Annotated in this window: 28 protein-coding genes; 12 read left to right on the forward strand and 16 right to left on the reverse strand. The window is 40.2% G+C overall.

All coding sequences use genetic code 11. The annotated features are described in order from the left end of the window. Positions 1-164 precede the first annotated feature (164 nt). From OGM63_RS19575 to OGM63_RS19615, 9 genes are all read right to left on the reverse strand, one after another. A complete protein-coding gene (locus OGM63_RS19575) occupies positions 165-497 on the reverse strand; it encodes a hypothetical protein (RefSeq protein WP_263747333.1) in 333 nt (110 codons plus the stop codon). A 12-nt stretch (positions 498-509) separates the two neighbouring features. Then, the gene (locus OGM63_RS19580) at positions 510-848 is read right to left on the reverse strand and encodes a hypothetical protein (protein ID WP_263747334.1); all 339 of its coding nucleotides are present in this window, start codon (positions 846-848) and stop codon (positions 510-512) included. Position 849: 1 nt separating this feature from the next. Then, a complete protein-coding gene (locus OGM63_RS19585; RefSeq protein WP_263747335.1) occupies positions 850-1,212 on the reverse strand; it encodes a hypothetical protein in 363 nt (120 codons plus the stop codon). A 39-nt stretch (positions 1,213-1,251) separates the two neighbouring features. Then, on the reverse strand, positions 1,252-1,485 hold the full coding sequence (locus OGM63_RS19590) for a hypothetical protein (RefSeq protein ID WP_263747336.1): 234 nt from the start codon (positions 1,483-1,485) through the stop codon (positions 1,252-1,254). A gap of 135 nt (positions 1,486-1,620) precedes the next feature. After that, a complete protein-coding gene (locus OGM63_RS19595; protein WP_263747337.1) occupies positions 1,621-1,812 on the reverse strand; it encodes a helix-turn-helix domain-containing protein in 192 nt (63 codons plus the stop codon). Positions 1,813-1,847: 35 nt separating this feature from the next. Further along, positions 1,848-3,800 (reverse strand): hypothetical protein, encoded by a 1,953-nt coding sequence (locus OGM63_RS19600; protein WP_263747338.1) that lies wholly within the window; start codon positions 3,798-3,800, stop codon positions 1,848-1,850. Continuing rightward, positions 3,800-4,612, reverse strand: coding sequence for a hypothetical protein (locus tag OGM63_RS19605; protein ID WP_263747360.1), 813 nt, complete (start codon positions 4,610-4,612; stop codon positions 3,800-3,802). The genes OGM63_RS19600 and OGM63_RS19605 overlap by 1 nt, the downstream gene beginning before the upstream one ends. Continuing rightward, positions 4,612-4,968 (reverse strand): hypothetical protein, encoded by a 357-nt coding sequence (locus OGM63_RS19610; protein WP_263747339.1) that lies wholly within the window; start codon positions 4,966-4,968, stop codon positions 4,612-4,614. Before OGM63_RS19610 ends, OGM63_RS19605 begins: the two co-directional genes overlap by 1 nt. Before the next feature lie 519 nt (positions 4,969-5,487). Beyond that, positions 5,488-6,522 carry a hemerythrin domain-containing protein gene (locus OGM63_RS19615; RefSeq protein WP_263747340.1) on the reverse strand — a complete coding sequence of 345 codons (1,035 nt, stop codon included), beginning with the start codon at positions 6,520-6,522 and terminating at the stop codon, positions 5,488-5,490. A 466-nt stretch (positions 6,523-6,988) separates the two neighbouring features. Here OGM63_RS19615 and OGM63_RS19620 point away from each other — a divergent pair, with 466 nt between their 5' ends. Genes OGM63_RS19620 through OGM63_RS19630 form a run of 3 tightly spaced genes read left to right on the forward strand, consistent with a single transcriptional unit; the run spans position 6,989 to position 8,215 of the window. Then, positions 6,989-7,540 carry a DUF2231 domain-containing protein gene (locus OGM63_RS19620; protein ID WP_263747341.1) on the forward strand — a complete coding sequence of 184 codons (552 nt, stop codon included), beginning with the start codon at positions 6,989-6,991 and terminating at the stop codon, positions 7,538-7,540. Positions 7,541-7,599: 59 nt separating this feature from the next. After that, on the forward strand, positions 7,600-8,016 hold the full coding sequence (locus OGM63_RS19625; protein ID WP_263747342.1) for a ribosomal maturation YjgA family protein: 417 nt from the start codon (positions 7,600-7,602) through the stop codon (positions 8,014-8,016). Continuing rightward, a complete protein-coding gene (locus OGM63_RS19630; protein WP_263747343.1) occupies positions 7,994-8,215 on the forward strand; it encodes a DUF167 domain-containing protein in 222 nt (73 codons plus the stop codon). The genes OGM63_RS19625 and OGM63_RS19630 overlap by 23 nt, the downstream gene beginning before the upstream one ends. 187 nt (positions 8,216-8,402) lie before the next feature. Here the strand turns inward: OGM63_RS19630 and OGM63_RS19635 are convergent, their stop codons facing one another. After that, complete coding sequence (locus tag OGM63_RS19635) at positions 8,403-9,017, reverse strand: glutathione S-transferase family protein (protein ID WP_263747345.1); 615 nt, start codon at positions 9,015-9,017, stop codon at positions 8,403-8,405. A gap of 209 nt (positions 9,018-9,226) precedes the next feature. Here OGM63_RS19635 and OGM63_RS19640 point away from each other — a divergent pair, with 209 nt between their 5' ends. The 3 genes from OGM63_RS19640 to gatC all read left to right on the forward strand — a co-directional run bounded on the left by OGM63_RS19640 (position 9,227) and on the right by gatC (position 11,062). Beyond that, complete coding sequence (locus OGM63_RS19640; RefSeq protein ID WP_263747346.1) at positions 9,227-9,925, forward strand: SOS response-associated peptidase; 699 nt, start codon at positions 9,227-9,229, stop codon at positions 9,923-9,925. A 108-nt stretch (positions 9,926-10,033) separates the two neighbouring features. After that, the gene (locus OGM63_RS19645; RefSeq protein WP_263747347.1) at positions 10,034-10,555 is read left to right on the forward strand and encodes a photosystem I assembly protein Ycf3; all 522 of its coding nucleotides are present in this window, start codon (positions 10,034-10,036) and stop codon (positions 10,553-10,555) included. A 216-nt stretch (positions 10,556-10,771) separates the two neighbouring features. Further along, positions 10,772-11,062 (forward strand): Asp-tRNA(Asn)/Glu-tRNA(Gln) amidotransferase subunit GatC, encoded by a 291-nt coding sequence (gatC, locus tag OGM63_RS19650; RefSeq protein ID WP_263747348.1) that lies wholly within the window; start codon positions 10,772-10,774, stop codon positions 11,060-11,062. 540 nt (positions 11,063-11,602) lie between these two features. Here the strand turns inward: gatC and OGM63_RS19655 are convergent. Further along, complete coding sequence (locus OGM63_RS19655; protein WP_263747349.1) at positions 11,603-12,793, reverse strand: RNA-guided endonuclease InsQ/TnpB family protein; 1,191 nt, start codon at positions 12,791-12,793, stop codon at positions 11,603-11,605. Between the two features lie 131 nt (positions 12,794-12,924). Between OGM63_RS19655 and OGM63_RS29610 the strand changes: the two genes are divergently transcribed. Next, entirely contained in the window at positions 12,925-13,059 is a 135-nt protein-coding gene (locus OGM63_RS29610; RefSeq protein WP_318528507.1) for a hypothetical protein, read from the forward strand. Positions 13,060-13,756: 697 nt separating this feature from the next. Continuing rightward, positions 13,757-13,936, forward strand: a complete 180-nt coding sequence (locus tag OGM63_RS19665; RefSeq protein ID WP_263747350.1) for a hypothetical protein — start codon at positions 13,757-13,759, stop codon at positions 13,934-13,936. A gap of 215 nt (positions 13,937-14,151) precedes the next feature. On the opposite strand, the gene OGM63_RS19670 is transcribed toward OGM63_RS19665, so the two are convergent. From OGM63_RS19670 to aroA, 3 genes are all read right to left on the reverse strand, one after another. Beyond that, positions 14,152-14,538 (reverse strand): sunset domain-containing protein, encoded by a 387-nt coding sequence (locus tag OGM63_RS19670; protein WP_263747351.1) that lies wholly within the window; start codon positions 14,536-14,538, stop codon positions 14,152-14,154. A gap of 15 nt (positions 14,539-14,553) precedes the next feature. After that, positions 14,554-14,895: a BON domain-containing protein gene (locus OGM63_RS19675; protein WP_263747352.1), complete on the reverse strand. Its 342-nt coding sequence runs from the start codon at positions 14,893-14,895 to the stop codon at positions 14,554-14,556. Positions 14,896-15,062: 167 nt separating this feature from the next. Next, on the reverse strand, positions 15,063-16,412 hold the full coding sequence (aroA, locus tag OGM63_RS19680; RefSeq protein ID WP_263747353.1) for a 3-phosphoshikimate 1-carboxyvinyltransferase: 1,350 nt from the start codon (positions 16,410-16,412) through the stop codon (positions 15,063-15,065). A gap of 509 nt (positions 16,413-16,921) precedes the next feature. On the opposite strand from aroA, the gene OGM63_RS19685 reads away from it, so the two are divergent. Then, complete coding sequence (locus OGM63_RS19685) at positions 16,922-17,434, forward strand: hypothetical protein (RefSeq protein WP_263747354.1); 513 nt, start codon at positions 16,922-16,924, stop codon at positions 17,432-17,434. Between the two features lie 53 nt (positions 17,435-17,487). Here OGM63_RS19685 and OGM63_RS19690 read toward each other — a convergent pair whose 3' ends face one another. Further along, positions 17,488-18,069 (reverse strand): thioredoxin family protein, encoded by a 582-nt coding sequence (locus tag OGM63_RS19690; RefSeq protein WP_263747355.1) that lies wholly within the window; start codon positions 18,067-18,069, stop codon positions 17,488-17,490. Between the two features lie 360 nt (positions 18,070-18,429). Between OGM63_RS19690 and OGM63_RS19695 the strand changes: the two genes are divergently transcribed. Continuing rightward, entirely contained in the window at positions 18,430-19,926 is a 1,497-nt protein-coding gene (locus OGM63_RS19695) for a thymidylate synthase (RefSeq protein ID WP_263747356.1), read from the forward strand. Next, the gene (locus tag OGM63_RS19700) at positions 19,926-20,462 is read left to right on the forward strand and encodes a deoxycytidylate deaminase (RefSeq protein WP_263747357.1); all 537 of its coding nucleotides are present in this window, start codon (positions 19,926-19,928) and stop codon (positions 20,460-20,462) included. The genes OGM63_RS19695 and OGM63_RS19700 overlap by 1 nt, the downstream gene beginning before the upstream one ends. A gap of 277 nt (positions 20,463-20,739) precedes the next feature. On the opposite strand, the gene OGM63_RS19705 is transcribed toward OGM63_RS19700, so the two are convergent. Continuing rightward, positions 20,740-21,276 carry a P-loop NTPase family protein gene (locus tag OGM63_RS19705; RefSeq protein WP_263747358.1) on the reverse strand — a complete coding sequence of 179 codons (537 nt, stop codon included), beginning with the start codon at positions 21,274-21,276 and terminating at the stop codon, positions 20,740-20,742. A 348-nt stretch (positions 21,277-21,624) separates the two neighbouring features. Here OGM63_RS19705 and OGM63_RS19710 point away from each other — a divergent pair, with 348 nt between their 5' ends. Continuing rightward, entirely contained in the window at positions 21,625-22,179 is a 555-nt protein-coding gene (locus OGM63_RS19710; RefSeq protein ID WP_263747359.1) for an adenylate kinase family protein, read from the forward strand.

Below are 22,179 nucleotides of genomic sequence, written 5' to 3' on the forward strand. Positions count from 1 at the left end.
AGCGCCAGTCGCTCCGGTGTCCCCTTTTGGTCCTTGGATTCCCGCAGCGCCAGTCGCTCCGGTGTCCCCTTTTGGTCCTTGGATTCCCGCAGCGCCAGTCGCTCCTGCATCCCCTTTATCCCCTTTCGGGGCAGTATTTGTTTTATTGTATAAAGGCATCTAATCTAATTAGCCGGTGGTTCTGCATAATAAAACTCTCTGATACGGGCAAAACCATTTGTCCCATCCCAAATACCAACAAGTAGTCCAATATAATTAAATGGAAATTCGTAATATCCTCCAGGGGTAATCTTGACCGCAAAAGAAGCTTCATTAGTAAACGTGTCAAGTGATAAAGTGTTAAGTGAATCGTTCCAAATAGTTACCCCTTTCCTTCTAGCGTCTTCATATAAAAGAGTAACTTGTTCAATAGATGCAGGAATATCCGCAAGACGCGTATGATTACTAGTAGGCGGAGGTGCAGAAGCGCTAATGAAAGAAGGATTGTATAAAGGCATTGATTTTAATTTTTAATTAGGTAAGTATTCCCAAATTTTAAGGTCGCAGTTTCCGACAATATCTGCAAAACGAAAACGTAAATTAAAACGGTCTAAAACAACAGGATAAATTATTACTTTCGGAATTTTATTAATAATAATAAATCTCTCACTCACTTCTGTTGTTCCCCCTAAAGCCGCAATATATAGTGTTTGAGTCAGGTATCCTACTCTATTTTTAGGATTAACATTTGTGGTGCTTGCAAAAACGCCTATGTATTGCGAAGTGAAAATATATGGAAAGTCGATATTTGCATTACCTAAAATCTTTTGACTAATTCTTGGTTTCCAAATACCGACCGCTAGATCCATATTAATTAGACTTAATGGTTACGTTGTTGATGTTGTACTCAACAGTTCCTATTTGAACTTTTTTACCATTTAGCGCCCCGCCCGTGGTGACAGCATTCAATTTGTCAGGTTCGCAAAACCGATTAATAGATTTACTACTCCCGTCCGCTGCTGTATAGCCAATTCTGACTACAGCAGGTTTGGGACTGCTAGCGCCAAACATCAAACCCTTGTCTGTGTCTTTAGCTAAAACAACACCCAATCCTGCCGCAATATTTTTATAAGCATTTTTCTTTCCGCGCCACGCATAGCGAATCGCACCAGCATTTCCAACACTTCCACCAAGATTGATGTAATAAACTTTAGTCTTCGGTTCTGTTGTCATCGTATTTCTTCCTTATTTTTGACGTAGTAAAGAATAAAACTAAGGCAAGTATGAAGTCGGACTGGCAACTAACGAGCCACTACCATCTACAGTAAAAGTAGCGGGTACTGAGAAAGTTACTGAGACAAGTTGATTTTCGGTGTCTATGCTAACTTGAATGTTGTTTGGTCTAGTTTCTACAGGGATTGCTAATTCTGCAATTTGAATACGTAAAGCGGTTTCCCAGAGTTGTCCTTCTAATGTGGTAGCGTTTGAGCCGATTGAAGCTGCCATTGATTTTTTTGTTTTGAGTAAATTAGATGCATAAAACCTAGCCGAGTAAACGCTGATTAAACAAGGGTTATGATTAACTTTCCCGATTGAACCTTAACCCTCAATCGAGTTACACCTCACCACATCTTAAGCAGATTATTTTTTCTTTTTCGCCGATATATCTAACCACTGTTTAAAAGTTTCTACGTCAACCTTGTAGACATACCATTTACCCGCCCATTTAAAAGCGCGTAACCGCTTACGAATAATGTGATATCTAATAGTAGAAGTTGATAAAAACAGCAATTTAGCCGCTTCTGGAAGTGACATTGCAGGTAGGTTTAACATTTTTTGACACTGAATGCGTTTTGAGCATTTTTGCGTCATGGAAAGTCTATTCTCCAATCTGGCTTATTATTTTTCTGTCCAGTTTTAAAGTATCTGCCATACATCGGCTTAACTTGAGTAGGCTTAATTTGAGCGTTAATTTTCCCCCCCTTAAAGTAAGAGCCTTTAAGCATATCTTTAATAATCCAAGGTTTAATAGCGTTCAAAATTTTGGTGCATTCAGCTTCATTCGCCGCGTTAATAGTTACTTTTGAATTATCTGCTAATACTAAAATACCCTCCCAGTTGCCTTTTTTATAAGCGGGTAAAGGTGGTTTATCATGAATTCCACCTTTCCAATGGGGTACTGTAATGGGGTACATGGCACTGCCATATTTGCCGTCTTCTTTCTTTTCAGCACAATGGATTACAAATTGTGGTCTATCCCCTTCATGCCTAATTTGCCATGATTGGGGGATGGATGCGATTGGCTCTTCTTTATTTCTAGCAAGACATAAATCAGCCGCTTGGCGTGCATTTTCAAGGTGCAACTGTGCTAATTGATAAGCTTGCAATGGAGACGTTGCGAAAACTTCCATTATTACGCTGTCAGTGTGTGGCAACCACTTATTCGTTTTATCGTTATATTCGCACTTGCAAATAGGTACTTCAATTGGAAATTTCTGCTCTTTTAAAGTTTGGTCAACTATTTTTTTTATCAATCTGTAATCGATTTCTGTAGGTTTAGGACAGCATCCCATACGACAACAATCATCCTCAGGTGGTGGTGGTGGTGGTGGTGGTGGTGGCGGGGGTGAGGGTGGTGGTAATTTCGGGTAAGTACAGTTTTTAGATTTATTTGATGACTGAACTTTTATTACTTCTGGTTTAAATTCAGAAGTAGTTGACTTTCTTAATAATTCCGGGATTACTCCTGGTTTATTTCCGAAAATGGTTACATCAAGTTTACTTATACAATAAACAGGATAGTGGCGCTGTCCAAACGGAGGGTTTATATCATAACAATCATGATTAACTTCTATTGCACTGATAGATATCTGTTTAATAGTTACCCCATCTATTTCGTACCAAAAAGTAGATTCAGGTTCGCCTCCTGAATCTACAATATCTCCAAAACTTTCTGGGAAACATTTACGATATTGTGCTGCTACTGTTTCAATACCAACAGGAATTATAGTAGGAAGGCTAGTGCCCGTCTCTGGGTCATAAATATACCCCAATAACTTCCACCCGAAAGCAATTGTTAAATAAACTGTTCCACACAAATCGTATTCATTTGGATCGAACGGTGGAGGCGTAAATGTAGGTTTTATCGGTTTAGGTTTTGGTATTGGTATCGGTTGAGGTTTGGGGAATGATATTTCTGGGAATTTAAAATCAGGGAATTTAGGTATTTCTAAATCTGGTAATTCTGGTAAATCAAATTTGGGTATCTTGATTTGAGGGATTTCAAAGGTAGGTTTGTTACGCCATAAATCATCAAGTAATTTTTCGGCGCTTTTTACAGCGTCTTCTGTTAAATCTCTTGCTTCTTTCCCCGCCATGTTTCCTGTCTTGTAAGATATATCTTCAAGAACTGTGCGCTTAAGCCTTAGAGAATCATTTTCAAAGTTTTTACTTTGCGTTCCATCTATGAAACCATCAATTAAGAATCCTGCATAATAGGCAACTTCTGCAATAGCAGCCTCACCAGCCGTACCATTGCCAAGCTGATTAAGTTGCTTTGCAGATGGTGACTTAGCGGTGGTATTTGGAGTTACATCAACGGTGCGATATTGACCATCGTTCCTTAATGAGTTTTGGCGTTCGGGTAAATTATTGGGCTTTCCTAACCCGCTGTCACGATTGGGTACTGTTAATTGACCTGGCGCTGTTTCATAATTTGAGCTATTAGCTTGTTTTACCAGAGTAGACGTGTTACTGCCAGGTTGAAAAACCTCAACTTTAAAGTCTTGTAATTTAGTCGGTTCAGCATAATCTACTGGCATTAGACAAATTCCCTAATGTTAATTGAGGTGTTTTCTTGCGTAGCTAATGCGTAATAAGCGCCTGTATAAGCTGCATTGGGTGGTTCATAATAAGCACCCGGAACGAGTCTTACTAAATAAGAATTAAACGACACAGTAAACACTGTGTCGAGAAACACTTCATTCTGACTGCTATTAAAAAAGGTAATTCCTTTTCTACTAAGGTTGCTATTAACTATTACCGCGCTTTCTGTGGTTATGTTATTTGCAATGTTTCTAGATATAATTGGAACTTCAGTAATGGGTGCAACTTCTGAGTAGGGGGATTCTTCTACCGCGCAACCCAATAACATCACCCGGTCAGTACCTTGCAATAACCCGTAACCAACATCTACAACCTGGCAGGCGATGGTTGCGTCAGGTGCTACGTCAAAAGTGCCGGCTGAAGTGAAGTAATTAATTAAATCCAGATAGTAATAAGGGCGCTGATTAAATAAATATGCATCGGCTATTTTTATTAGGGGAGTGTTAGCCGTCTTCATATAGAAGCTAAGGCATTTTTTAGCGTTGCAGTTAAACGTTTCTTTATTGTTACTGGCAACTACATCGTTGGTAGCAAGAATGTCGCTTTCTACAATACTTATGGGGTCAATGGAGCTAATATCAATGGTTAACCGCAATGATGTAATAAAACCTGAATACTTCGCGTTGCTAACAATATCTTCATAATTTAACCAACCGGGCTGATAAACTTCGATTGCTTGCGTACCACTACCGGCGTTAAATTCATGCAAGATGTTGACATTCCTAAATATTCCCCTACTACTTGCCACTAATTACTAGCTCCAATAATTCCGGTGCTTGCTAGGGGGGTGCGAGTAATTATTTGTCCGCTACTCATAACAAACCCGTTTACAGCGGTTCCGTTACTTGCAGGGGGGAATGCTGCCAGTCGTTCTCCAATCGATTGCCCGGTGTTAACTGCAATTTGTGCAGATGCAGCGGCTTGACGTAACTGGTAAAGCGCCTGCACCACACCCATAGCATCTTTATAGTTGTTTGGAATGGTGATATTACCTATTAAAGGAGACACCCTTACTAAAATCCCCAAATTATTATCAAAAACCATTAGGGGTAATCCAGATGCGGTTTCTAGTTGCTGCCAAGTCAGGTCAATTATTTGAGTCATAAACTTTTTATATTTATTAACTCAGTGATAATCTAACTAGAAGGACTATGTAAAGATTACTCAGTAATATTAAAAATATTAAGGCGATCGCTACGAGTAACAGATGAGTAACGTGATCGCGCTGCAACTTATCCCCCAGTCAATCCGAGTGCTAAATTTAAGTAGCAAACAAGTAGCATAGTTCCGCTACTAAGCTAGAAAGCTTTATCTAGTGAGGTTACATCACACTGCTTATAAATACTGGATGCACGGTTAAAACTTAAATAGTCAATTGGGTTGTTATATCATGTCTGTCAACCCGCAATTAAAAAACCTCACCCCTACCCCTCTCCAAAACATCGGAGAGGGGATATAAAGCGTAGCTTTATTGGGGTGAGGTTTCATGAAAATTATCATTGATTGACCGGACATGATATTTCGTGAAACATCTAAAAATGTAGAGACGCGAAATTTCGCGTCTCTACAAAATTCTTCGGCTGCTGTAAGGGTGGGATAATCCCACTCCTACAAAAAAGGTTTCTACTTAGCCATTTTCTCGGCAACTTTGCTCTTAGCAGCTTTGAATTCTGTAGACAATTGTTCGCATTCTTGAGTACTCAAATTGTTACGAATTGCCGCAAACATTGAGCTTTCTTCTTGACGAATGTGGTCGCCAACAGCGTCCATTAATTGCTTGATTTTGTCTTTGAATTGAGATGAAGATGGATCGATCGCTTTGATTTCATCTAGCGTCCGCTTCATTTCAGCTTGCTCGTCATACAACTCTTGAGTGTCGTTTTGACCGTAGAAAGGACGTACTCTTGGGTAAACGACTTCCTCTTCGGCTTCAGCGTGAGCTGATAAATCCTTGTAGATTTGACCGAAGTATTCTTGGATCTTTTGAGGATCTTTACTTGCCAGCAGCTCTGTGAACAGAGTATTTACCTTTGCGTGATCCATCCGGATAAGATCCTGGATGTTCATATCTTTCTTATCGCTGTTTTGGGTAACAACACTACCGACAACACCGCTGAATGCTGCCATAGCGTCTTGGACTCGTGCCCAAATACCTTGGTCTGCATCTTGTCCTGTGAGTTCACGGACACCCAAAATTTCCAGAACACCTTTGAGTTGCTCTTGGTGAGCGCGGTTCTCAAAGTTAATTGTGTTCAAAGGTCCAATTGCTAGGGTCACGTCTGCACCGACTTTTTGACTAGCTTTGTGAATGGTCAAACCAGACATTACTTGTTGGTGCTTCAGCAATTCATGCTGAAATACTTTTTCATAAAAGTTCAATTCAGAACCTTGCATTAATTTCCCAATTTTTTCAACCATTTCTTTAATGGTGTCTTTGGGTTCGCCATGTACGCCATACTGAACGATAACAGTTTCCAAAATGCCCATGTTTTTTTGGTCATCATTGAGCATGTCTTGGAAACGCTTGCTGATTTCCGAATCATTGGTTTCTTTCAAAAACAATTGCTCGTTTTGAATCAATAATTGTTGTAGCGCTTTCATGTCTGCCAATTTCATGGCGATCGCAGAGCGCTTGGTATCATCTAAAGTCGCTACCATTTTTTGTTCTCCTCTCAAAAACTCTTTAAATCAGTGTTAACACTACGTTGCCATAGAGTGTTGGATGATTCCATCTTTCTTTTGAGCGATGCCAGTCAAACTAAAGTTATAGAAATTAGAATTTATTTAATAAATCTTCTGCTTATACTTTTAGAGAGATAATAGTCTTCTCTTCACTCCATCGCCAGATAGATAAATTTTTTCAGTCAATTTTCTAGATTGACTCTAAGGATATTCGCACCAGAGATAAAGCCAGAATACTCTCCCAATTCTGGACTGTCCGGGCAGGCACTAAATGAAGCCCCAGAAATAGGGTTATCTCGCCAATTACAGCAGATTGCGTTGTTATTAAATACACGTAGAAACGTTTCGCTGGAACGTCTCTGCAATGCGCGATCGCAACTTTGCTTTTATCTTATGTTGAGCAAATTACCTCCGGTTAAAAACTAATAAATTCAGGATAATAATGGAAACTACAGATACAAATCCAACAACTTCTACACCTTTTCCCAATATTCCACCACTTATTGAAAGTGACGACCGAGAGTATCTGGATACTGGTGTACCCAGCACAGTAGCGATCGCTGGACATCCTTTGCACCCTTTGAGTGTCATTTTCCCGATCGCTTTTTTAGCTTTAGCCTTGGGAACCGATTTTGGATATTGGTTAACTCGTGATTTTTTCTGGGCTAGAGCCTCAATATGGTTGATCGGACTCGGATTAGGTGCAGGTGTCTTAGCAGCTGCGATCGGGATGAGCGACTTTTTAAGAATTGAACGAGTCCGCAAGCGCAGTGCAGGCTGGGTACATATGATACTTAACGTTGCCATCCTAGTTTTATCACTCGTCAACTTCCTGCTCCGTTGGGGCAATCCTGATGCGAGAATTTTACCTTGGGGATTGTTAATCTCCCTTGTTGTTGGTACGCTAACCAGTGCTTCTGGCTGGTTTGGTGCTGAACTCTCATATCGACACAAAATCGGTGTTATTGGTGCTGGTAGTAGAAGATACCCTTAACAAGAATGAAGTATAAAGGATGAAGTTGAATTCAACCTTTATACTTTCACCTTGAGAAGATGCCACAAAACCGTAAACAAACAATATTCATCATCCTGTCTTTGCTCATCGTTGTACCGATGGGCTTTTTATTTAAGTACTACACGGGTCTTGCTCATAAATGGTTTAATGATTACGGAGCCGCCGTATTGTATGAAATATTCTGGTGCTTGTTCGTGTTTTTGTTCGCCAGAAGTCGCCCATTTATACAACAAATTCCTCTAGGGGTTTTTCTTATTACCTGTATACTAGAATTCTTACAACTTTGGCATCCCCCTTTCTTGACAGAAATTCGTGCCACTCTAATAGGTAAATGGTTACTTGGAACTACCTTTGCTTGGTGGGATTTTCCTCATTATTTGTTAGGTTGTGTTTTAGGTTGGTTGTGGCTACGACAATTACAAAAAATAGGCAATGCACAAAAAAGTCAAAGTTAAACCTAATTCCAAAGAGCAAAAAATTGAAGAACAACCTGATGGCAGTCTTACTGTACATTTAAAATCACCACCTGTTGATGGTAAGGCGAATGAAGAGTTAATAAAACTGTTGTCAGAAAAATTTGATGTGCCCAAATCTTATATCAGAATTAAGGCAGGTTTATCCTCTCGACAAAAGTTAGTTGAAATTGATACATAAGATTATGATTTCTGATTTTTTAGAGAGTTTATGTGCTTTGATTAAAAAATATCTCGTTATCAGGCTACCTACTAACACTATTTTATATGGTTAATAGACAGTTACTTGATGACAATAAATGCGGGGTGTAATTCCGGCAGCACAGACCCAAAGTCGTTCCCTGACTCTGTCAGGGAACGAGATATAATTATAATTCCTGAGTAATGCTGATGTATCGAGATTCTGCTTTGACTCGTTCTATCCAAGCTTTGATATGGGGAAATCTAGACAAATCAAACCCACCTTCATGGGCTACATGAGTGTATGCAAATAAAGAGATATCAGCAATGGTATAACGTTCGGCAACAAAGAACGTGTGAGACTTTAAATGTTCTTCCATCAAGCTAAGTGCTGCATACCCACCTTTATGTTTTTCTTGTAATACATCTTTATATTCTTCGGCTTTACCTAAGACAGAAATCCAGTATCTGGAGGTAGCGATAAAAGGTTCATGGCTGGATTGTTCAAAAAATAGCCATTGCAGTACTTGCGCTCTGGAAACGCGATCGTAAGGCAAAAACTCTGTTCCTTCGCTCAGGTAAACCATGATGGCATTTGATTCTGCTAAATATTTCCCTGGTTCAATTTCCAAAACTGGAATCTTGCCGTTTGGATTTTTACTTAAAAATTCTGGCGATTGCGTCTCACCTTTCGTGATATTAACCTCTACTCTCTCAAAGGGAATGCCAAGTTGTGTCAATAAAAGACGTATCTTATAGCCATTACCAGAAGGTAAAAAATCGTACAAATGGAGTGTTTCCATGTCTTAAATATATTGTAAGGAGGATATAGAAAATTCCGAGATTGGAATAGAATATCTTATCAAATTCTTTCAAAAAAAACAGGGTAAAATTTTAAGAATATTTGCGTTTTATGTATGAATTAGATTTCTCTGAAAAAACAAAAAACGCAAGTATTATTTGTTTATAGTATTCAGTTGTTAAATTTTAATCAGCGGTTGAAAATAAAAGTATGTGTGGAAGATTTAGTTTAAAGCACCCAGCAGAAGCAATTGCCGCTCTGCTGGCTTCTCCCTCACCAAATAACCAAACTTTTGATGTAGAAAAACTGCCAGAATTGTCAGCGCAATATAACATTGCACCTACGCAAATGGTGGCAACAGTGTTATATAACCTAGAAAGCAACCAGCGAGAATTTCACGAATTACGTTGGGGACTAATTCCTTCGTGGGCAAAAGACATCAGCATCGGGGCAAAGCTTCACAACGCTAGGGCAGAAACTGTCGCAGAAAAACCCGCTTTTCGTTCAGCTTTCAAACGCCGGCGTTGTTTGGTGCTGGCAGATGGCTTTTATGAATGGCAACGCTTAGACAGCAAAAAGCAGCCTTTTTACTTCTGTCTGCAAGATGGACAACCTTTTTGCTTTGCTGGGTTGTGGGAGCAATGGGAATCGCCAGAAAAAGAGAAAATAACCTCGTGTACAATTTTGACAACGATCGCTAACGAAGTATTAAAACCAATCCACCATCGGATGCCTGTAGTTATTGATAAGAAATATTACGATTTGTGGTTAGATCCACAAGTACAAAAGCCCGAAGCATTACAAGAAGCATTACATCCCTACCCAGCTAGTGCGATGACTGCCTATCCAGTCAGCACTTTGGTAAACAACCCCAAATACAATAATCCAGATTGTCTAAATTCAATTTAAAGAAGAATTACCTCAGCAATCAGTTAAATTAACTAATGAGGCATAGAAGCCATCAAAGAATTACAACTTCTTTGAGTCATTAGCTGCAACCAAACCGTTCGTTACCATATGCCAAGAACCCAGAAGAACGATAATTTTATTGATAAGTCCTTTACGGTGATGGCAGATATCATCTTAAAGATCCTGCCAACCAACAAAAAAGCCAAAGAAGCTTTTGTTTATTACCGAGATGGAATGTCAGCACAGGGAGATGGTGAGTATGCCGAAGCCTTAGATTACTATCAAGAGGCTCTAACATTAGAGGAAGATTCCTACGATCGCAGTTATATCCTCTATAATATGGGGCTAATTTACGCCAGTAATGGCGACCATCACAAGGCTTTGGAGTTGTATCATCAAGCAATTGAGCTGAACCCACGCTTACCCCAAGCCTTAAACAACGTTGCCGTGATTTACCACTTTCAAGGCGAAAAGGCTAAAGAAGGTGGCGATTACGACGGTGGTGAAGCACTCTTCGATCAAGCCAGTGATTATTGGATTAGAGCGATTCGTTTGGCTCCCAATAACTACATCGAAGCTCAAAACTGGCTGAAAACCACCGGGCGATCGCAAATTGACGTATTCTTCTAAAAGTGAGGAGTTATGAGTTATGAATTCTAACTCCTAACTCCTCACTCCTAACTCCTAACTCCTCACTCCTAACTCCTAACTCCTCACTCCTAACTCCTCACTCCTAACTCCTAACTCCTAACTCCTAACTCCTAACTCCTAACTCCTCACTCCTCACTCCTAACTCCTCACTCCTCACTCCTCACTCCTCACTCCTAACTCTTAACTAAAAAACATATGATTGACCGTGACCAAGTTCGTAAAGTAGCCCTTCTCGCTCGTTTAGAGTTAACACCACAAGAAGAAGAGCAATTCACCAGCCAACTGGGAAATATTCTGGATTATGTTCAACAGCTAGATGAACTCGATGTCAGCAATGTTGCACCAACAACACGCGCTATTGATGTCAGCAACGTCACACGAGAAGATGAATTGCAACCCTATTCTGACAGAGAAGCTATTCTCAACAGTGCCCCAGAGCAAGAACGCGAATATTTTAAAGTGCCAAAAATTATGAATGTTGAATAGTTAATTGTTAGTTCACGGTTAACTGCTAAATTGTGTAGAGACACAAAATTTTAGCCAGCGCGTTGCGGTGAAACACTTTGGCGGATGTCCTTAATCAGTCCCGCCGAAGAATTATTAGCATATATCCGGAAACATCCTCAAGACATACAAACGTTTCATAAATACATGGATTTATCAGGCATCTCCAGAGTCATACGTAGAGACGTAGCTAGCTTACGTCTCTACAAAAGTTTCTCTTAACGCATAATTAAATTCGGTCGATGTCTATTAGCAACCGCACCAGGTCGAGTAGAAATATCCGTCGAAGAACTTGAAACTGAATTACGATTACGCCTACAATCAAGTTGAAATTGATAACATCGCAATTAAGCCAGCCCGCCAAAATTCTCACACAGTCAGAGATACAGCTAGTTTTTAGTCACGGACTAACAAGAGACATTTACACCCCAAACAGCAAAGTTAGACGACATCGCAGCTAACCCTAAGCAATCGTCCAAAGTATAGAGAAAAATTAATCCGATACAAAAAAGCTAACAAATGCTAACAGTTGTCCGCTTTTTCTTCCTGTTTCCACCTGGACGTGTCGGCACTATCCAGTCCACAGGCTAACACGACTAATCTAGCCGCTTCTTGACTTAAATTAATCGCAGCATTTAAATCTCTATCACACTCAAAACCGCAGTTATCACATTGGAATCTTCGTTGAGACAGTAACAGAGATGATTTTTTCTCACCACAATTAGAGCAAGTTTTACTACTAGGATAAAATCTATCCACAATTACTAACTTACTAGCATATAGCCGAGTTTTGTATTCTAACTGCCTCCGAAACTCATAAAAGCCCATATCCGCTATAGCTTTAGACAACTTACTATTAGCCAACATTCCTGATACATTCAAATCCTCTATCCCTATTACTGCGTGGTTTTTGCTGATATAGGTGGTGATTTTGTGTAATGTATCTTTACGGATATTGGATATTTTTCGGTGTAGTCTTGCTATTTGGATTTTGGCTTTCCTATAATTATTTGAACCGACTTTTTTATGTCGATTCAAGTATTGCATTCTTCCTAGTTTAGATTCATACTTTTTATAACTTTTTGCTCCATCAAATATTTCTCCTGTTGATAATATTGCTAGATGATTTATTCCTAAGTCAACTCCAACAAACTCTTGTTTTTTAAGGTTTTGATGGTTGGTGAGCGAAGTCGAACTACTGGTTTCTACTTCTATTTTCCAGGATATAAACCATCTGTCAGCTTGTTTGCTAATTGTGACTGATTTGGGTTTATATCCAAAGGGTAAAAGCTCATAAGTTTTTAACCATCCAATTATAGGAACTCTTACCTTCTTATGGTCAATGTGAATTGTACCATCTAAAGTAAAGGAATCATGTCTACCTTTTTTTTTGAAGTTAGGAAACCCTTTAACTTTCTTGAAAAAAGATTTGAAGGCATCTGATAAATGTCTTAATGCGTATTGAGGAGCGCATTTAGATACTTCATAATACCAAGGATGGGTAGATTTAACTGCTGCCACTAACCATTTATGTAAGTCTATAGCTGTGGGAAATTTGATTTTGTCATCTGGGTTGGTACGATTATGTATTAGTACCTGTTCACACAATGCTAAACCTTGATTCCAAGCGTGTCTGGCTACTCCTGCGTGTTGTGCCAGTAGTAGTTTTTGTTGCTTGTTGATCTTAAGTTCTGTCTTAAACCCTAGTAGCATGATTATATTTTACACCGAACCACCCAACGTTGTTGCAGAAAAAATGACTTGGGCTGCAAGCATAAGTAAGGAATTGTTAGTAATTATTAGCTTTTTTCCGCAATAAAATTACTGCCGATGGATCGAGTGGCTTGAAAGCTGAATCTGGGCGCTATCATTTATATATCTCTTGGGCTTGTCGTACCGCAATTATGCGATCGCTCAATTGTCGATTATCCCAATTTGTGGAATTATCTCAAAGACCTTTACCAGCAGCCGCAAGTTAAGGAAACTTGCAACCTTGACCACATCAAACGGCATTATTATATCAGCCATCCCAACGTTAACCCAACTGGGATTGTACCATTAGGACCTGTGAATTGATTTTGATGCACCCCATAACCGCGATCGCGCTATGTTGTCTCTAGCAAATGATACTAATATTTTTTCCCAATCGTATCATGTCATGCAACAACCGTCATAGAGACGTTCCGATGGAACGTCTCTACAATATGCGTGATTTAGTGAACATGATATCAGGCGATCGCAATTCAAGTTTTCTCTTTTGCCTTAACACTCGCAATTAAAAAAATTAAAAACCCGGTTTATATTAATAATTGTTAATAAACCGGGTTTTTAGTATCAAGGTAAAAAATGTCCGACAAATCAGACATACTGTGGAGACTATTCTGTGCTACGTCTTGACGACGGTTGCTTGCTGTAGTCATTGTTTTTTAGTTCTAGATTATCATTACTAATCACTTTTGAATTGTCACTTTTTATGAATTATTCTACATATTTACAGGCTTTTATCCTGTGAATCTAACTTGAGGATGAATGAGCGATCCCCTAGGATAGATGAGCGATCCCCGCCCTGGCAATTACATTAGAACTACCGACAAACATGTCTAATGAACTCATAGCAAAATATGAATAGTTGTCCTTCTTGCTCCCACAAATTACTACGGCATATTCGTTGCTCAAATGTTTACTGGTTTTGTTCCCATTGTCGGCAAGAAATGCCAAATTTTGAGTATTCGTCTAAGAAGGCAGGAGCTTTATCTGCTCAACCTTTGCAAACCAAGACCTTCCCTTGATATTTTGCCTGTAAAATTACCACTAGAAGCTGTTCAAGTAGAAAGTGCCGTTGCGATTAAAGTTTGAAAGAAAATTGGTAATGGGACATCTGTTGGAAAAAATGTAGAGACGTAAGCTAGCTACGTCTAATCAAGGGTTTCGGGCAACCCATAAAGACCCCGCCGTTAACGGCGGGGTTTATAAAAGAGCGGTCGATGTCTAATGGAGCATGGGGCATGGATACTAGAAAAAGAATTATTACTTATGCTCATTACCCATCTCCCCATCTCCCCATTCCCAACTTACTTAGGCGCTTGAAAGCCAGCTTTTTCTGCTGTTAGTGTATCTTTAAAGCAGATATCCGGCTTTACTTTGTCATAGTCAGGTGACTTGGCAATGCGGTATATATTGCCTCGCTTCTTCGTTACCTCACCCTTAACAAGTGCATTATTCGGACAAGTAGTTGCGTTTGTAGGTTTTACCCCAAGCTTTGCTGCTTCAGGGGGAATAGAAGCATTACTTCCTGACTGACCTGAATCGTTAGAAGTTGAACTTCCAGGGGTGCTGGCAGGACTTGCAGTAGCGCCGGCATCAGGTGTTTCAGCTTTTTTCCCACAGCTAGTGAGGGTTAAAACGGCTAACAACGCCAAAGCGATAGTAGATTGACGAGGTTTGAGTAGATTGTTCATGTAGCAAAAATAATTTTAGCCGACTGTAACTTGGTCTGTGTTGACATCGGTAGCACCGCTAACCCCGCTTGCGATCGCCACCATTTCATCCAAAATTTCTTGACTGGGGACTTGCCCTTTTAACACAACTGTGCTTCCTGTTTGAGCGACGTAGAGCGAATCAATATCATCAAACTGCGAGTCTTCGTCAAAAGCAAGCGCAACTCGTTTTGCTAAACCACTTTGGTCATATTCTCCATTTAATCCCACTCGCTCTGGTGCAATATCTTCCCCTGAATCATCAACAGCAACTGATTCCGGATTGACTTGAGCATCATCCGGTTTTTCCATCCCAAAAAGTCTTTGTAACCAAGCCATAACTAAATTTTCCCCTTTTTATTTACACCGATAATTATCGTTGAAAATTGGTCATTGGTCATTGGGCATTGGGCATTGGGCAATGGGTATTGGGAAAAAACAATTATTTGCCTCATCTCCCCCTTGTCCCCCTTGTCCCCAAGGAGTCCCCAAGGAGTCCCCTTGCATTACCGACAGACTTGTTGCAAGGTAGCAGTGAAGTCTGGATAAGAAATAGCGGCAGCTTCAGCGCGTTGGATAATGGTGGTACCGGTGGCAACTAGAGAAGCGATCGCTAAACTCATGGCAATTCTATGATCGGTATGGCTATCTACATCAGTCCCCACTAAAGAAGTACCCCCTGTTATTTCCATACCATCGGGTAATTCGGTAACTTTTGCACCCATTTTATTGAGTTGCTGTGCCATTACTGCAATGCGATCGCTTTCTTTGACTCGTAATTCCTCCGCATCTTTAATTACCGTTGTACCCTCGGCAAATACTGCCGCTACCGCCAAAATCGGAATTTCATCAATCAATCTGGGGATGAGATTTCCTTGAATCGTACAGCTTTGCAGACGGACCGAACGCACTCGTAAATCAGCTACTGGTTCCCCAGCAACTTCGCGCTGATTTTCCACTTGGATATCAGCTCCCATCATCGCTAAAGCTTCTAAAATACCTGTGCGGGTGGGATTAACGCCGACATTTTCCACTACAAGCTCAGAATCGGGTACAATTGTCCCAGCCACCAACCAAAAGGCAGCGGAACTGATATCCCCAGGGACAATTACTTTTTGTCCATACAGTTGAGCGGGACCTGTAACAGTGACGCTATTGGTGTCCGGGTCAACCCTCAGTTTTGCACCAAAAGCTCTTAACATTCGTTCACTGTGGTCGCGCGAAAGTGCTGGTTCGGTGACAGTAGTTTGTCCCTCGGTCATCAAACCCGCTAAAAGAACGCAGGATTTAACTTGGGCAGAAGCAATGGGGGAAAGATAGTGAATTGGTTTGAGGGCAACTCCGGCAACTGCTAGGGGTGCTAAAGAATTATTTTTACGTCCCCAAATTTGCGCTCCCATTTGTTGTAAAGGTTTGACAACACGAGACATCGGACGCGATCGCAAAGAACTATCACCTGTTACAGTAAAAAAGCCCCCCGGATGAGAAGCTAAAATTCCCAACATCAATCGCAGTGTCGTACCAGAGTTCCCGGCATTTAACACATCAACTGGTTCTCGCACTCTTCCTAAACCAATACCCTTAACCCGCACTAATTCTGTATTCAGTTCCGAAATTTCTGCACCCATAGCTTGAAAACAGCTAGCAGTGCTGCGGGGATCTTCTCCTAAAAGAAGTCCTTGAATCTCGGTTTCACCTTGAGATAGTGCCCCCAACATCAGAGCACGATGGGAAATAGATTTATCTCCCGGCACTCGGATGCGACCCTGTAAAGATAGTCCCACAGGGGGTCGCTGGATAATTAAGTTTTGAGAAGCGTTTTCTTTAGTTTCTACGGTTATGACTGAAGCCGACATTAGGATAAACTGGCAATTAAGCTGCATCGGAAGTTCACAATTTGGCAAGGCTAATGCCGCCGCAGCTTACTTCCTTCTTAGTTATCGTATCGCTTTCTGCTGTATGAAACTTACTGAAATCCCAATCAAGAAGAATTCCGAACTCCCAAGATAATTAGGTAGCTTTTTACACTGCTACCTCTGCTGAAGACCGTCTGAAGAAACCCAGGAGTGCAAAAACCCCCTTTATACAGTCCGCGCAGTTTACCACAAATTTCAATTCACAAATTCTGACTTTTAACTCCTAACTCCTAACTCCTAACTCCTAACTTTTAATGCCTATAAACCGTGATTTTTGCTTTTTCAATTGAAATCCTAGCTGTTTTTATTCTGATTTGTCTCAATTCCCAATCAGCAGATTCAGTTAATATTAAGCATGTTTTATTAAATTCCTTACCCTGTTAACCTGCTACGCTACACCTAGTATTGATTTCTTTTTGTTCAATAGCTGAAGTGCCCATTACGCTCCCATGCTCACCCATCACCGCAAGCCCGTGTGCTTATCACTCATTTCCACAGACCTCCCTGTTTGGTCTGTTGTTGAAACAGCCGGGACATTGTATCAAAAAGATAGTGACCGGTTCCATTTATTATTGACTGCACCACCGTTAATTAGTTGCGAAGTAACGACTCCCCCAAGTCCAGAAGACACTTCTCACCCAGGACAGCGCAAGGCTAAACCTCCCAGCAGTCCCAGAATATTATGGATGGAAATCTCACCTTACCGGGTAATTATGACTATGCAAGGTAACGCTCAGTTAAGTTATCGTCACTTCTGGGAACAGGGCGTTTATGGTATTAGTCGTTATTGGTTGCCTACAGAGTCATTGCATCCTCACGAACCTATTCGCTTACGAAACTTTACTCAGAGTCTGAGTCTCACCGGACACCCTTTACCAGAACATTTGCGGGTAGAATACGAATTGTGGGCAGATAAAATCCAACTGGGATGCTATATCCTCAATTTGGAAATTAAGCATTGAGATTAGTTGTTAGTTGTTGGTTGCATTTTTTACTAAGCAACAACTACTAACTACTATCCAAAATAATTCGGTTCGTTCCCAGGTTTCCATTTAATATTGCAACCAATACTCGGCTTTTGTTCGCTTGCAACTGGTTTACCTGCTAAAACAGCTTCAATTGCTGCTCGTAAATCTGTACCTATTACAGGTTTATCATTACTTGGACGGCTATCATCTAATTGTCCTCGATATACGAGTTTCCGCTCTGCATCAAATATAAAGAAATCAGGTGTGCAAGCTGCTGTATACGCTTTGGCAATTTTCTGAGTTTCGTCATAACACAAAGCAAAGTTAAACCCAACTTCTGTAGCCATTTCTTTCAAGAATTCAGGTGCATCAGTTGGATATTTATTAACATCATTGGCGCTAATTGCGACAATTCCCAAATTACTGGGAATATAATCTTTTCCCAACTGCGCCAATTCTGCTTTTATATGCTTGACAAATGGGCAATGTTGACAAATAAACATTACCAACAGCGCTTTTTGGTCTGCAAAGGTCTCAAGGGATATTGATTTGCCAGATACTACATCCGGTAGATGAAAATCTGGGGCTTGAGTGCCTAACGGCAACATGGTTGAAGCAGTTAAAGCCATAAATTATTTGATGCCTTTATCTGAAAAGCTGCTTTGACTATTAGTTATTTTCAAACATACCATTAAATGGCACTGTGGACTGGGGACTGGGTACGATGTCAGAAAAATATTAAAAATTGTCAAGTCAATTAATCTGTCGAAGATGAAGTAGCAGATAGAGATATGATAATAGACCGATTAAACGTTTAGCTGCGATCGCGCTTCCAAGTGTAGTCGGAAAAAAAATATGAAGCTGTCGCCCTGTATGTCAGCATAATTGCAGCTAAACTTTGATCAAATAGTTGGCACATATTAATTCGACTAGTACAGGTTGACATGGTATGTTAACCAAGCTAGTTTTTTTGATATAGCTAACTAACCATGACAGTAGCGCTTAAGGCAAACCAATTTGAGTACAAAGCACTGTACAAGCCTAACCAGCTTATTTATGGTTTAGGTCAGACAGCAGTGATTACAGGATGGACAGTCAAGCAAGCGATCGCACTTCACCTGCACACTAGCGAGTATGCTGTTATCGGACAGCTATACTCACCCACAAGAGGGATAAACCTACTGATTCGCAATTTGCTTTATAATCCCCATGTTCGCTTTTTAGTTGTTCTCAATGCCACTAAGGAAGACAAAAATGCCGGTGCTGGAGAGTGCTTGCTGGACTTTTTCTTTCATGGCTTTGAAGAAGGTGTGTCTGACAACGGGTTGCCCTGCTGGGTAATTCGTTCAAATATTCCTGGATATATTGATATTGAAGTTGAAAAAAGTGCTTTAGAACAATTACGAGAATCTGTCAAGTTTGCTAGTGCCAAATCCATCGCTGATGCAGTTAATCAAGCCAAGTCTTATGCTTTAGAAGAAACGCTTCCAGCGTGGGGTAAAAAGTTAGAATTTCCACTGTCCACTGTTCAACCATCTATTTTACCAGGACCACGTTATGGACACCGAATAGAAGGTAAAACAATTGCTGAAACTTGGGTAAAAATAATCCATCGGATTAAAACCACAGGAACAATTCGACCAACTGGCTATGATGGACAATGGCAAGAATTAATTGATTTGATCGCAGTTGTGACTGATGAACCAGAGGATTTCTATTTTCCCGAACCGAATTATTTACCGATTGACCGCAATTTTCTTCAAGAATATATTTCGCAGATTTTAGATGATGCACCGTATCAAGAAGGGGTGAAATATACATACGGTCAACGTTTACGTTCTTGGTTTGGACGTGACCAAATTGAGCAAGTAATTCAAAAGTTGATTGGAGAAATTGATGCTGCTAGTGCAGTAATGAACCTTTGGGACGTGAAAGACCACGACAAAGGTGGAAGTCCATGTCTTAATCATATTTGGCTGAGAGTTGTGGATAATGAATTATCTTTAACTGCGACTCTCAGAAGTAATGATATGTTTGCTGCATGGGTAGCGAATGCAATGGGATTAAGAGCTTTACAACAGCATATTAGGGATGACATTGCCAAGCGTTCTGAATATGACTTGAAAATGGGACCATTAATCACCATCAGTCAGTCCGCTCATATATATGATGATACTTGGAGTAATGCCGAACAGTTGATTCAAAAACAATATGCGGCTATTTGTCGGAAAATAGATTACAACGACGAGTGCGGCAACTTTTTAATAGAAGTCGATCAAGGCAAGATAGTTGTTACACATACAACGATGGGTAGCGGTGAGGTTGTAGGTTCCTATTTTGGGAAAGATGCTTTGACTTTAATCAGAGAAATTTGTGCAGCTTCACCGTCAATACGTCCAGATCATGCTGGATATTTGGGAATGGAATTAAACAAAGCAGCTGAGTGTTTGAAAATAGGTAAGCAATACGTTCAGGATAGAAAATAATGGTTTGTGATGACCAAAGACCAACATGGGATGAATATTTTCTCATGTTGGCTAAACTAGCAGCTACTCGCTCAACTTGCCTCGCTTTTCCGGTAGGTGCTGTGATTGTTAAAAACAAGCAAGTTGTCGCAACCGGTTATAATGGCTCACCATCAGGTTCGGCTCATTGTACAACTCAAGGATACTGCTATCCGGGGTTAAGTAGTTGCGATGCTAGTAAGACTTTACCATCAAGAGCGGTACACGCTGAAGCGAATGCGATCGCCCAAGCAGCCAAGCATGGTATCTCTACAGATGGTGCCAGTATTTACGTTACCTTAGAACCTTGTCTATCTTGCTTGAAGTTAATTATTTCCGCAGGAATTAAAGAAGTTTTTTACGAAACTGTTTTCAACGTTGGAGAGAAAGCTTTGGTAAGAGATTCCTTTGTTGATGAAGGCTTAGTTATTCTCAAGCAGGTAACAGTTTCTGAAACTACAGCAAAAAGAGCATCTGACTTATTCCTCCTATTTTCTACATCTGTGATGAAAGCTTAATGTATACAGCAGATTTCAGGTAAATGAACTACATATATAAAACCCCTCTAGTTGTAGAGACGCGAAATTTCGCGTCTCTACGTCTATTCGATATTGGCGATAGGGTGCTGGATATTTAGTATAAACCAATACGGTTCAATTAAGGTTTTTGGTACTGATTTTAGACCTGTAGAGACGCGAAATTTCGCGTCTCTACAATGTTTGTTTTATCAACCGAATTTTAATATGCGTTATCCAAAACTTGTAGAGACGTAGCAGTGCTACGTCTCTACATTAATTAAGGTCGATGAGTGCGACGAATCTCTGTGATTTGGTCTGCTACATCCAAAAGAGATTTTGGCATCTCTGGTCCTGTGAGAATGATATCAACATTGGCAGGGCGTTTTGTCAGAAAGGCTAAAACTTCGGTTTCGGGAATTAAGTTAAAGTTAATTGCCAAGCTTAACTCATCTAAGACTACGAGAGAATACTTACCTTCAAAGACGACTTTTTGTGTATGTTGCCACAAATCTTGTAAGGATTGAATTTCAGTATCTTCTAGATGTGGTGTATCGATACAACGCGGCAAATCACAGCGAATCCAATCTAAGTTTTGTCCCAACTGTATGGGGTGCTGGTGTCCTTGATTAATACCACCTTTGAGAAACTGAACTACTAATACTGGTGTACCTTGACCGGCAATTCTCAGTGCTTGAGCCATAACGCTAGTAAAAAAGTTACGATACGAGCTAGTGAAAACTTGCACTAGTCCTTCAACCGGATATGGTAAGTTAATGGTCGAATTTACGTTTTTGGATTCTAACTGGGCAATCATAATTTTATGTTAAATAAACTACAAATGTTTAGGGAACTTTTACTGAGGTTGATTCTGGTAAATCTGCTTGTAAAATCAAGCTATTTTGAATAAAGTGTGGTGTGTTTGCCAACTTGATTTTTAGTCAATCACTACGTTTGTGCTGAAGTCAAGAGTAGGGAAAATTTATTTATATTATTGTTTGTTGTTTTAAAAACATTGTAAAAAGGAGAACATGTATCTGAAAGTTTAGAGGAATTAAAAAGCTATAACTAAAGCTGAAAATTATTCAATGTTAGATTGGCTGTTTGTTTGGGCAATACAGATTATCGTTGGTTGTTAATTTGACAAGATGAGGAGTGAGTAATTGTGAGATTTGTGATTTTAGGAGGTTCAGGTTCGGGGAAAAGCACTCAAGCACAAAGGCTTTGCAGACACTTTGATATTCCGTTAATTTCCACAGGTGAAATTTTCGGGGAGGCGATCGCTAATATTAGCAGTAATGGTCGTCATGTGCAGCCATATATGGAAAAAGGTGAGTTAGTCCCAGATGAAACGACGATCGAGTTTATCCTGACTCGGCTGAATCAGGATGATATCAGCACTGGTTGGGTGTTAGAAGGTTATCCCCGTACAGCTTTCCAAGCTGAAGAATTAGATTTTTTATTGGACGATTTACACCAAAAGTTAGATTGGGCAATTTATTTACAAGTACCAGAAGCGGTTATGGTTACTCGCTCTTTAGGGCGAAGTCTTCCAGATGACCAACCCGAAATCGTTCAGGGTCGCGTTGAGTTATTCTACGATCGCACTATGAATATCTTAGAATATTACGATCGCCGTCGTCGCCTATTAACTATCAACGGCGATCAGTTACCAGAGATGGTAGAGCAAAATATTCTCACTCTTCTGTGTGTGCCTTAG

Origin of the sequence: Plectonema radiosum NIES-515 (assembly GCF_025753815.1) — a bacterium.
GTDB classification, from domain to species: Bacteria; Cyanobacteriota; Cyanobacteriia; order Cyanobacteriales; family Nostocaceae; genus Hassallia; species Hassallia radiosum_A.

Excerpts from the sequence above, each read along its gene's own strand:
- OGM63_RS19575 (WP_263747333.1), bottom strand. The coding sequence starts at position 497 with ATGCCTTTATACAATCCTTCTTTCATTAGCGCTTCTGCACCTCCGCCT.
- OGM63_RS19580 (WP_263747334.1), bottom strand. The coding sequence starts at position 848 with ATGGATCTAGCGGTCGGTATTTGGAAACCAAGAATTAGTCAAAAGATT.
- OGM63_RS19585 (WP_263747335.1), bottom strand. The coding sequence starts at position 1,212 with ATGACAACAGAACCGAAGACTAAAGTTTATTACATCAATCTTGGTGGA.
- OGM63_RS19590 (WP_263747336.1), bottom strand. The coding sequence starts at position 1,485 with ATGGCAGCTTCAATCGGCTCAAACGCTACCACATTAGAAGGACAACTC.
- OGM63_RS19595 (WP_263747337.1), bottom strand. The coding sequence starts at position 1,812 with ATGTTAAACCTACCTGCAATGTCACTTCCAGAAGCGGCTAAATTGCTG.
- OGM63_RS19600 (WP_263747338.1), bottom strand. The coding sequence starts at position 3,800 with ATGCCAGTAGATTATGCTGAACCGACTAAATTACAAGACTTTAAAGTT.
- OGM63_RS19610 (WP_263747339.1), bottom strand. The coding sequence starts at position 4,968 with ATGACTCAAATAATTGACCTGACTTGGCAGCAACTAGAAACCGCATCT.
- OGM63_RS19615 (WP_263747340.1), bottom strand. The coding sequence starts at position 6,522 with ATGGTAGCGACTTTAGATGATACCAAGCGCTCTGCGATCGCCATGAAA.
- OGM63_RS19620 (WP_263747341.1), top strand. The coding sequence starts at position 6,989 with ATGGAAACTACAGATACAAATCCAACAACTTCTACACCTTTTCCCAAT.
- OGM63_RS19625 (WP_263747342.1), top strand. The coding sequence starts at position 7,600 with ATGCCACAAAACCGTAAACAAACAATATTCATCATCCTGTCTTTGCTC.
- OGM63_RS19630 (WP_263747343.1), top strand. The coding sequence starts at position 7,994 with ATGCACAAAAAAGTCAAAGTTAAACCTAATTCCAAAGAGCAAAAAATT.
- OGM63_RS19635 (WP_263747345.1), bottom strand. The coding sequence starts at position 9,017 with ATGGAAACACTCCATTTGTACGATTTTTTACCTTCTGGTAATGGCTAT.
- OGM63_RS19640 (WP_263747346.1), top strand. The coding sequence starts at position 9,227 with ATGTGTGGAAGATTTAGTTTAAAGCACCCAGCAGAAGCAATTGCCGCT.
- OGM63_RS19645 (WP_263747347.1), top strand. The coding sequence starts at position 10,034 with ATGCCAAGAACCCAGAAGAACGATAATTTTATTGATAAGTCCTTTACG.
- gatC (WP_263747348.1), top strand. The coding sequence starts at position 10,772 with ATGATTGACCGTGACCAAGTTCGTAAAGTAGCCCTTCTCGCTCGTTTA.
- OGM63_RS19655 (WP_263747349.1), bottom strand. The coding sequence starts at position 12,793 with ATGCTACTAGGGTTTAAGACAGAACTTAAGATCAACAAGCAACAAAAA.
- OGM63_RS19665 (WP_263747350.1), top strand. The coding sequence starts at position 13,757 with ATGTTTACTGGTTTTGTTCCCATTGTCGGCAAGAAATGCCAAATTTTG.
- OGM63_RS19670 (WP_263747351.1), bottom strand. The coding sequence starts at position 14,538 with ATGAACAATCTACTCAAACCTCGTCAATCTACTATCGCTTTGGCGTTG.
- OGM63_RS19675 (WP_263747352.1), bottom strand. The coding sequence starts at position 14,895 with ATGGCTTGGTTACAAAGACTTTTTGGGATGGAAAAACCGGATGATGCT.
- aroA (WP_263747353.1), bottom strand. The coding sequence starts at position 16,412 with ATGTCGGCTTCAGTCATAACCGTAGAAACTAAAGAAAACGCTTCTCAA.
- OGM63_RS19685 (WP_263747354.1), top strand. The coding sequence starts at position 16,922 with ATGCTCACCCATCACCGCAAGCCCGTGTGCTTATCACTCATTTCCACA.
- OGM63_RS19690 (WP_263747355.1), bottom strand. The coding sequence starts at position 18,069 with ATGGCTTTAACTGCTTCAACCATGTTGCCGTTAGGCACTCAAGCCCCA.
- OGM63_RS19695 (WP_263747356.1), top strand. The coding sequence starts at position 18,430 with ATGACAGTAGCGCTTAAGGCAAACCAATTTGAGTACAAAGCACTGTAC.
- OGM63_RS19700 (WP_263747357.1), top strand. The coding sequence starts at position 19,926 with ATGGTTTGTGATGACCAAAGACCAACATGGGATGAATATTTTCTCATG.
- OGM63_RS19705 (WP_263747358.1), bottom strand. The coding sequence starts at position 21,276 with ATGATTGCCCAGTTAGAATCCAAAAACGTAAATTCGACCATTAACTTA.